The sequence below is a fragment of the Dokdonella sp. genome (genome assembly GCF_036518555.1).
Taxonomy (GTDB): domain Bacteria; phylum Pseudomonadota; class Gammaproteobacteria; order Xanthomonadales; family Rhodanobacteraceae; genus Dokdonella_A.
In genome coordinates this window covers 1-8,304 of the sequence record NZ_DATDMY010000134.1, presented here as the reverse complement: position 1 = coordinate 8,304, position 8,304 = coordinate 1, and the positions used below count along the sequence as shown (strand labels likewise).

The following is an 8,304-nucleotide window of genomic DNA, read 5'->3' as shown; positions in this document are numbered from 1 at the left end:
CGTGCACGACACGGTCGAGCGGTACGGGAACGTGCCGCCGTAGTTGGCGAGTTTCCCGGGCGCGGCGTTCGCGTTGATGATGTTGTAGACCATGAAGCCGGTCGCGGGCAGGCCGTGCAGCACGCGGCCGTCGGGCGCGGTGAGCGCATGGGACTCGTCACCGCCGTGGGCGAGGTCGAGCGTCATCGTGCCCGCCTCCGAGAATGCCGCGACATGCGTGACCAGCATGCTACCGAGCACGCCCGACGCGCGATCGTCGGGCGCGCTGAAACTGACGACGTTGACGAGATACGGCAACGTGAGTGCCCCTGTCGCGCCGTGACCTTCTTCCTGGTCGTACTGGATCGCGTCCGCGAGCACATTGGACATGCCGGGGGCGTGGAACGTTTCCGTGAATGGCTGCGCCGCCGCTGCGCCGGCAAGATAGAACGGATCGGTGTAGAGCGCCTTGGTCGGGAACGACAACACCCAATCGGTGTGCGCGCCGAGGCCGGCCGCGACGAGGTAGTCGTTGGCGATCGACTCCTGCATGAAGATCGCGCTGACGGCGTCGATGCCCCGTTCGTAGTCGATGGCAAAATGTTCGTCGCCGCTAGCGACATGGGCGATCGCGCCGGTGGGAAAGGTCGAAGCCGCGCTGTTGGCGAGTCGCAACGGATTTGCTTCGATGCTCGAACTCCCGCTGAACAGCACCTGCTCGGTGAAGTCGAGTGCGCTCGCCGCATACGCGAAGAAGGTCCCCTCGCCCACGTTGACGATCGCAGCGGAGCCGCCGAGCGTGTCGGCCGCGGGGGGCGTCAGATAACTCCCAGCCGAATTGTCGGCGTTCGCGCAGGTAGGCGCCGCTCCGGGCGAGGGATGGCGTATTCCGAGATCGAGGGGGCTGTCGGGAATCACCGCGCCGAGCGCAATGACCTGGATGAACCCTTCGCGCGTGCGCGTGATCGAGCTGGGACCGCCATCGGGCGGGAAGATGCTTCCGCCGGTATACACCGAACTCGTCAGCGGAAACCCGCCAGGCGGAAGCGGCGGCCAGGTGCAGCTCGTGTCCGCGCTGTACAACGCGGCGCCGCCGTTCTCGGCGAGCGCGCTCACGCGGGCCGTCCACACGTCGTGCGGCGCGAGGAACAAATCAAAAAACTTCACCGGGCGCCCGTTGTAACCCTCGTCGACGACGACGAGTGCAAGCGTGCCGAGATCGCCGTCGTTGACGACGGTGAGCAGCGTGTCCTGCCCCTTGTTGACCGTGTAGTACGGGTAGATCAGTGCCTGGCCGAGGCCGCGCGCATTGAGGCCGACGGCGTGCGCGGGGCTCGAGAGAGCCGTGGCCGCGGTGAGCGAAAGCAGGGCGAGAGCGCGTACGAGCATGGCTGCGGTCCTTTTCCGGTCCGATGAGGACGTCACTGGCATGGCGTCGATTCGCTCGAGAGCCCCGTGCACGACACGGTCGAGCGGTACGGGAACGTGCCGCCGTAGTTGGCGAGTTTCCCGGGCGCGGCATTGGCATTGATGATGTTGTAGACCATGAAGCCGGTCACGGGCAGGCCGTGCAGCACGCGGCCGTCGGGCGCAGTGATCGCATGCGACTCGTCGCCGCCATGGGCGAGGTCGAGCGACATCGTGCCCGCTTGCGCGAACGGCGCGACCGGCACGGTGAGCGCACTGCCGAGCACGCCGGATGGATCGTGGCTCGCGTCCTGGAAGGCGACGACGTTGACGACCCACGGCAGGGTCAGTGCGGACGTCGCGGCGTGGCCCTCTTCCTGGTCGTACTGCGTCGCGTTCGCGAGCACGATCGAAGCGCCGTTCTGGAACACATGCACGAACGGCGGCTGGGCCTGTAGCGGCGCCGGCGGGAATGACACGAGGTAAAACGGATCGGTGTAGAACGCCTTGGTGGGGAACGTCAGGACCCAGTCCGTATGTGCGCCGAGGCCCGCAGCGACGAGGTAGTCGTTCGAGACGGAATCGGCCATGAACACCGCACTGAACGCATCGACGCTGAGGTTGAAATCGAGATCGACGCTGCGGTCGCCCATGGGAACGTGTGCGATCGCGCCGGGGAGATAGGCAGAGTCTGCCGAGTTGGTCACCCTCGGCCCGATCACTTGCGCCCATTCGGGGTTCCCGCAGCAGAGCAACACATCGGTGAAACCGGCGAGCGCCTGTGCAGCGTAGGAAAAGAACGTGCCCTCGGCGACATTGACGATCGCGACCGAGCCCGACAATCCACCCTCCGGCACCGTCAGATACTGCCCGGCGCTGTTGAGTTGCGATGCGGCGCAGGTGGGCGACTCCTGTCCGTCATGGCGTCCAATCTCGAGGTCGAGCGGGCTCCCCGGAATCACCGTTCCCACCTCGTAGATCTCGAAGAATCCTTCGCGGGTGCGGAATGCGGCGGCCGGACCGCCATCAGGCGGAAAGAACGATCCTCCCGAAAATGAAGAAGTCTGGAACTCGCGTCCGCCCTCGATGGGCGGATACGTGCAACTGTGATCGGATGTATACAGCGATGGCGCACCATCGGCGTCGGCGGCGCTGATGCGCGCGGTCCAGACGTCGTGGGGCGCGAGGAACAGCGAGAAATCCATGACGTAGCGGCCGTTCATGCCCTCGTTGAATCGGACCACCGCCATGCGGCCGGTGTCCGACTCGTTCCTCACGGTCACGAGCGTGTCCTGGCCCTTGTTCGTCGTGTAGTAAGGGAAAATCAGCGCCTGGCCGATGCCGTGCGGGTCGAGGCTGATCGCGTGACCGGTTCCGGCGAATGAAACGAGGGCTCCGGCGAGGGCGAGCTTCGCGAGCGTACGCATGGATCGTCTCCACCTGCAGGGAAGCGCAGCGTACACAATGCGACCGGATGCCGAAAGTCGCGGAATTCAGGGCAGCAGTTTGCCCGGATTCAGGATTCCGAGCGGATCGAACTGCGCCTTCACCGCGCGCATGAGGTCGAGCGCATGCGCATCGAGTGCGCGCGGCATGAAGTCGCGCTTGGCGAGGCCGATGCCGTGCTCGCCCGACAGCGTGCCGTCGAGGCGGATCACCGCGTCGAAGAGTTCGTCGAGTGCGTCCATCGCGCGCGCCTGTTCGGCGTCGTCGCGCGGCAGCAGGTTCACGTGCAGGTTGCCGTTGCCGGCGTGGCCGAAGCAGACGATCGGCAGCGCATGCTTCGCCGCGATCGTGCGCGTCGCGGCGACGAGCTCGGGGACGCGGCTTACGGGCACGACGACGTCTTCGTTGATCTTGTTCGGCGACAGCGTGCGCAGCGCCGGCGACAACGCCTTGCGCGCAGCCCACAGCGCGGCGACCTCGGCGTCCCCGTCGGCGATCGCGAGCTCCATGAGGCCGGCGCCGCGCGCAGCGCGTGCGACCGCGTCGACCGCGGCGCCGAGCGCATCCGCTTCGCCATCGACCTCGATCACGAGCATCGCACCCGCGAGCGGGATCGCGTCGCCGCCGTGTCCGCGCGCGAGCCGCAGGCATTCATCGTCTAGGAACTCGAGCGCGCACGGCGCGACGGGTTGCGCCATGATGCGCGCGACCGCCCTCGCGGCCGCGCCGACGTCGGCGTAGGTCGCGCGCAAGGTGCGCTTCGCCGACGCGAGCGGCAGCAGTTTGAGCGTCGCCTCGGTGACGAGCGCGAGCGTGCCCTCGGAACCGACGAGCAGGCGCACGAGATCGTAGCCGGTCGAGCCCTTCGTTGTCGGCGTGCCGCAGCGGAAGTCCATGCCGTTGCCCGCGACCGCGCGCAACGCGAGCACGTTGTCGCGCGTCGCACCGTACTTCACCGCGCGAGGACCGCCCGCGTTGCACGCGATGTTGCCGCCGACGGTGCAGAACGGCGCCGAGGTCGGATCGGGGGCCCAGAACAGCCGGTGCGGCACGAGTGCGGCCTGCAGGTCGCCGTTGAGCAGGCCCGGTTCGACCACCGCGACGCGGTCGTCGACGTCGATGCGCAGGATGCGGTTCATGCGCTCGAAGCTCGCGACGACGCCGCCATCGGTCGGCACGCTTGCGCCGGTCGTGTTGGTGCCGCGGCCACGCGCGACGAGCGGCACGCGATGCTCGCCGCAGAGACGCACGAGCGCGACCACCTGTTCGTGCGAGGTCGGAAACGCGACCGCGTCCGGCATCGCCTGGCGCCGCGAATTGTCGTAGCCGTAGACGAGGCAGTCGGCCGGATCCGTGCTCAGCGCGCCGGTCGCGAAGACGCGTTGCAGTTCGGCGAGGGCGGCGGCGGGGAGCATCGCTGCGAACGGATCAATCGACGTACTCGAACACCTTGACGACCTTTTCGACGCCGCTCACCTCGCGTGCGATGCCGGTCACGGCCTCGTCTTCCTCGCGCGTGACTTTCCCCATGAGGTAGACGACGCGATGCGCGGTGGTGACGTTGACGCGGGTCGGGTCGAAGCCGTCGATGCTCGTGAGGTCGAGCAACGCGGTCTTCACGTGCAGCGAGATCGTGTTGTCGCGGCGGCGCGACCAGAAGCCTTCCGGCTCCTGCACGGCGAGCTCGTTGACGATGCGCCGCGTGCCCTCGAAACCGCTGACGAGTCGCTCGGCGCGCGCCTTCAGCTCGTCGCTGCGCACTTCGCCCGCGAGCAGGATCACGCCGTCGTAGACGACGATGCGCACGTCGTTGCGCAGCGCGAGTTCCTTGTCCTTGTTGAACGCGTCGTGCACGCCGAGCGAGAGGCGCTTGTCGTCGACGTAGGTGCCGACGTCGCGGCGATCGTGCGCGGCGCTCGCGCCGACCGCGGCGCCGCCGACGACGGCGGCGAAGCAACCGCCGAACGACGGCAGGACGACGAGCAACGCGAGGCGGAGAAGGTCGAAGCGACGGGGCATGCGGTGATCCTCAGGAGGCGTCGAAGGCGTTGCGCAACCAATGCAGCTCCGCGTGCGGCCCGGAACCGGCGATCGCGACGACGTCGAAGCGGCAGGCCGAATCGGCGAGCGCGGGGTGCTGCGCGAGGAACATCGCGGCGGCGCGCTGCACGCGCGCGCGCTTGCTCGCGCCGATCGAGTCGGCGCCGTCGCCGTAGCGGCTGGCGCCACCGTCGCGCCGGTAGCGCACCTCGACGAACACGACGACCGGGCCATCGCGCATGACGAGGTCGATCTCGCCGTAGCGGCATGTGTAGTTGCGCGCGATCGGCGCGAGGCCCGCGCGCTGCAGGTGCGCGCAGGCGAACTCCTCGTAGCGGGCGCCCGCCGCGCGTCGCGTGGCGGTGGGAGCACTCACTGCTGCAGCGGCGCGCTGTCGAGCGCACCGTCGATCGGCAGCGCGATGCCATTCTGGAATCGCGCCCAGCCGACCAGGCGATGGATGCGCCCGAAGCTGTCGGCCGTGAGCTCGCCGGTCGCGCCGTTGAGGTAGGAATCCGGATGCGCGAGCAGCCAGTCCAGGTACGGCAACAGCGCATACGCGTCCATGCCGAATGCGAACAGTCGCCCGCCGAGCCCGTTCGCGGTGTCGATGCGCGAGGCGATGCGGTTGCGGTCCGGGCGGCCGGGAATGTCGCCGAACAGCCATGGCGCGTCGCAGAACTCGACGCCGTCGAGGTCGCGATCGAGTGCGGCATTGGCGTCGCCCGCATAGACGTGCGAGGTCGCGAAGACGGGCAGGTTGACGTTGGCGACCTTGAGTTGCGGCAGCAGCAGGCGCGCCTGTTGCGGTCGCGCGCTGACGAATACGCCCGCTTCCGCGCCGCTGCCGAGGCTGCCGGTCGCCTGCAGGATCTGCGTCGCGTAGTTGACCTCCTTGTCCGGGACGCGCGTCTCGCCCGCGATCACGCCGCCGGCGGCCTCGAACTGCGCGCGGAAGGCGCGCGCGGCCCGCTCGGCCCAGTCGGCGTCCGCGGCGACGATCGACGCGCGCGTGATGCCGCGCGCGATCATGCGTTCGGCGACTTGCGCGCCTTCCCCGTCGGGCAACAGGCCGAACTCGGCGCTTCCCGGCGGCGGCACCTCGCCGGTGTCGGGATGGTTGAGCGCGAGCACGCGTGCGGCGAGGGACTGGTGGAACAATTCGCCGACGGCCTCGCGCTGCAGTGGCCCGACGACGTGGTCGGCGCCGTCGGCGACCGCCCTCTGGTACGCGGCGATCGCATCGGCGGGCGTGCGGCCCGAATCGTAGATGCGCAGCTCCGGTCGGCGCGCGCGTGCATCGGAGTAGTACGCGGTGAGGAAGCCGTCGCGGATCGACTGCGACACCGTGGCGAACTGCGCGCTCAGCGGCAGCAGCAGCGCGACGTGGTGGAGCGTACGGTAGCCTTCGCTCTCGAGCGAACCGTTGCCGCCGGGCTGGATCGTGCCGACCGGGCGACTGGGTTTCGGCAGCGCGCGCGGCAGCGGCTGACCCTTGCCGCGCAGCGCCTGCTCGACCCACGGGCGCAGCGCGTCGCCGGGCGGCAGGCCTTCGACGCGGGTGCGCAGCGCATCGACGTCGAGGCCGGCGAGGGCGTCGACGAGCTGGCGGCGATTCTGCTCGCGGTCGGCTCCCTCGAGATCGCGGTCGAGCGCAGCGCGCGAGCGCGCCGAGGCGAAGCGGTCGCCGCGCGCGAGATCGGCACGCGCGCGCAGTTCGAGCGCGCGCATGCGCACGGCCTCGGTCGGGTCGTCGCCGAGGCCGGCGAGCAGCATGTCGGCCCGGCCGATGTCGCCGTGCTTGATCGCGATCTCGGCGTCGAGCAGATCGAGCCGTTGCGGTTCGTCGCCACGGAGTCGGCGCCGCTTGATGTCGCCGAGCGCGCGCGCGGCACCGTCGAGATCGCCGCGATCGCGCAACACCTCGGCCGCGCGCAGGCGATAGTGCGCGGCCGCGTCGCCGCGCGTGTCGTCGGCGAGCGCGAGGAACTCGCTCGCGGCCTGGTCGAGCTGGCCGTCCGCATAGAGCTGTTCGGCATGGTCGGCCTTCGCGCCTCGCTCGGCCGGACCCGCGCCGCCGGCGCGATCGGACAGGTCGCTCATCGTCGCGCAGGCGCCGAGCGCAGCGCAGAGCAGGGCGATCGGCACGAGGCGGGCGCGGCGCGCGATCGCGGTTCCTTCGAAGCGGCGAAGCATGGATGGCGTCCCTCCGGGGCTGCGCGATGCGCTACGCTGGAATGATAGCCGATCGCGCGGACTCGCCCGTCGCGGCGGCGCGAAGCGGACGCGCGATGGAACGGAAACGGGGCAAGTTGTGGATCGTCGCGACGCCGATCGGCCATCTCGACGATCTTTCGCCGCGCGCGCGCGACGTGTTGCGCGCGGTCGCGCTCGTCGCCGCGGAGGACACCCGCCACAGCGCCCCCCTGCTCGCGCACGCGGGCAGTCGTGCGCGCACGTTCGCGCTGCACGAGCACAACGAACGCGAGCAGGCCGAACGCGTCGTCGAGCGCCTGCTCGCCGGCGACGACGTCGCGCTCGTCTCCGATGCGGGCACGCCGCTCGTGAGCGATCCCGGTTATCGGCTCGTGCGCGCAGCGCGCGAAGCCGGTTGCGAGGTCTCGCCGGTGCCGGGGCCGTGCGCGGCGATCGCGGCCTTGTCGGTCGCCGGGCTCGCGAGCGACCGCTTCGTGTTCGAAGGCTTCCTGCCCGCGAAGGCGGCCGCGCGGCGCGAGCGGCTGGTCGCGCTCGCGTCCGAGCCGCGCACGCTGATCCTGTACGAGTCGCGCCACCGGATCGTCGAGACGCTCGCCGATCTCGTCGCGATCTTCGGCGCCGCGCGCGCGGCCGTGCTCGCGCGCGAACTGACCAAGCTGTTCGAGACCGTGATCGCCGCGCCGCTGGGCGAGGTGCAGGCGCGCGTGCTCGCCGATGCGAACCAGCAGCGGGGCGAGTTCGTGCTCGTCGTAGCCGGCGCCGAAGGCGACGCCGCGGACGCGACGCTCGCCGAGGGGCGGCGTGTATTCGCACTGCTGCGCGAGGAGCTTCCGCCCGCGCGCGCGGCGAAGCTCGCGGCGGCGATCACCGGCGCGCCTCGCAAGGCGCTGTACGAGTAGCCGGCCTGCTAGACTGTGCGCGGAGTCGGCCAGGCAGCCGCGAGGCCGCGAGGCTTCGAGGAAAGTCCGGGCTCCACAGGGCAGGGTGCCAGGTAACGCCTGGGCGGCGCGAGCCGACGGAAAGTGCAACAGAGAGCAGACCGCCGATGGCCGGATGCGCAAGCAGACGGATCAGGCAAGGGTGAAACGGTGCGGTAAGAGCGCACCGCGAGTCCGGCAACGGACCGGCACGGCAAACCCCACCTGGAGCAAGACCGAATAGGGGGACCATGACGTGGCCCGCGTCGTCCCCGGGTTGGTTGCTCGAGCCGTGCGG

General features: G+C 69.9%; 7 protein-coding genes and 1 other RNA gene. 2 read left to right on the top strand and 6 right to left on the bottom strand.

Features of this window, described 5'->3' with window-relative positions; genetic code table 11:
* The 6 genes from VI238_RS08165 to VI238_RS08140 all read right to left on the bottom strand — a co-directional run.
* The coding region (locus tag VI238_RS08165; RefSeq protein ID WP_331650274.1) for a hypothetical protein at positions 1 to 1,368 on the bottom strand (1,368 nt) is incomplete at its 3' end.
* A 32-nt stretch (positions 1,369 to 1,400) separates the two neighbouring features.
* Positions 1,401 to 2,813, bottom strand: coding sequence for a hypothetical protein (locus VI238_RS08160; RefSeq protein ID WP_331650272.1), 1,413 nt, complete (start codon positions 2,811 to 2,813; stop codon positions 1,401 to 1,403).
* A gap of 66 nt (positions 2,814 to 2,879) precedes the next feature.
* The gene (locus VI238_RS08155) at positions 2,880 to 4,247 is read right to left on the bottom strand and encodes an FAD-binding oxidoreductase (RefSeq protein ID WP_331650270.1); all 1,368 of its coding nucleotides are present in this window, start codon (positions 4,245 to 4,247) and stop codon (positions 2,880 to 2,882) included.
* A gap of 13 nt (positions 4,248 to 4,260) precedes the next feature.
* A complete protein-coding gene (locus tag VI238_RS08150) occupies positions 4,261 to 4,851 on the bottom strand; it encodes a BON domain-containing protein (RefSeq protein WP_331650268.1) in 591 nt (196 codons plus the stop codon).
* A gap of 10 nt (positions 4,852 to 4,861) precedes the next feature.
* Positions 4,862 to 5,248 carry a YraN family protein gene (locus tag VI238_RS08145; RefSeq protein ID WP_331650266.1) on the bottom strand — a complete coding sequence of 129 codons (387 nt, stop codon included), beginning with the start codon at positions 5,246 to 5,248 and terminating at the stop codon, positions 4,862 to 4,864.
* Entirely contained in the window at positions 5,245 to 7,068 is a 1,824-nt protein-coding gene (locus VI238_RS08140; RefSeq protein ID WP_331650264.1) for a penicillin-binding protein activator, read from the bottom strand. Before VI238_RS08140 ends, VI238_RS08145 begins: the two co-directional genes overlap by 4 nt.
* A 95-nt stretch (positions 7,069 to 7,163) precedes the next feature.
* Between VI238_RS08140 and rsmI the strand changes: the two genes are divergently transcribed.
* Together rsmI and rnpB are read left to right on the top strand one after the other, a co-directional pair.
* Positions 7,164 to 7,988 carry a 16S rRNA (cytidine(1402)-2'-O)-methyltransferase gene (rsmI, locus tag VI238_RS08135; protein WP_331650262.1) on the top strand — a complete coding sequence of 275 codons (825 nt, stop codon included), beginning with the start codon at positions 7,164 to 7,166 and terminating at the stop codon, positions 7,986 to 7,988.
* 21 nt (positions 7,989 to 8,009) lie between these two features.
* An RNA gene (gene rnpB / locus VI238_RS08130) (RNase P RNA component class A) lies at positions 8,010 to 8,304 on the top strand; the annotation flags it as partial.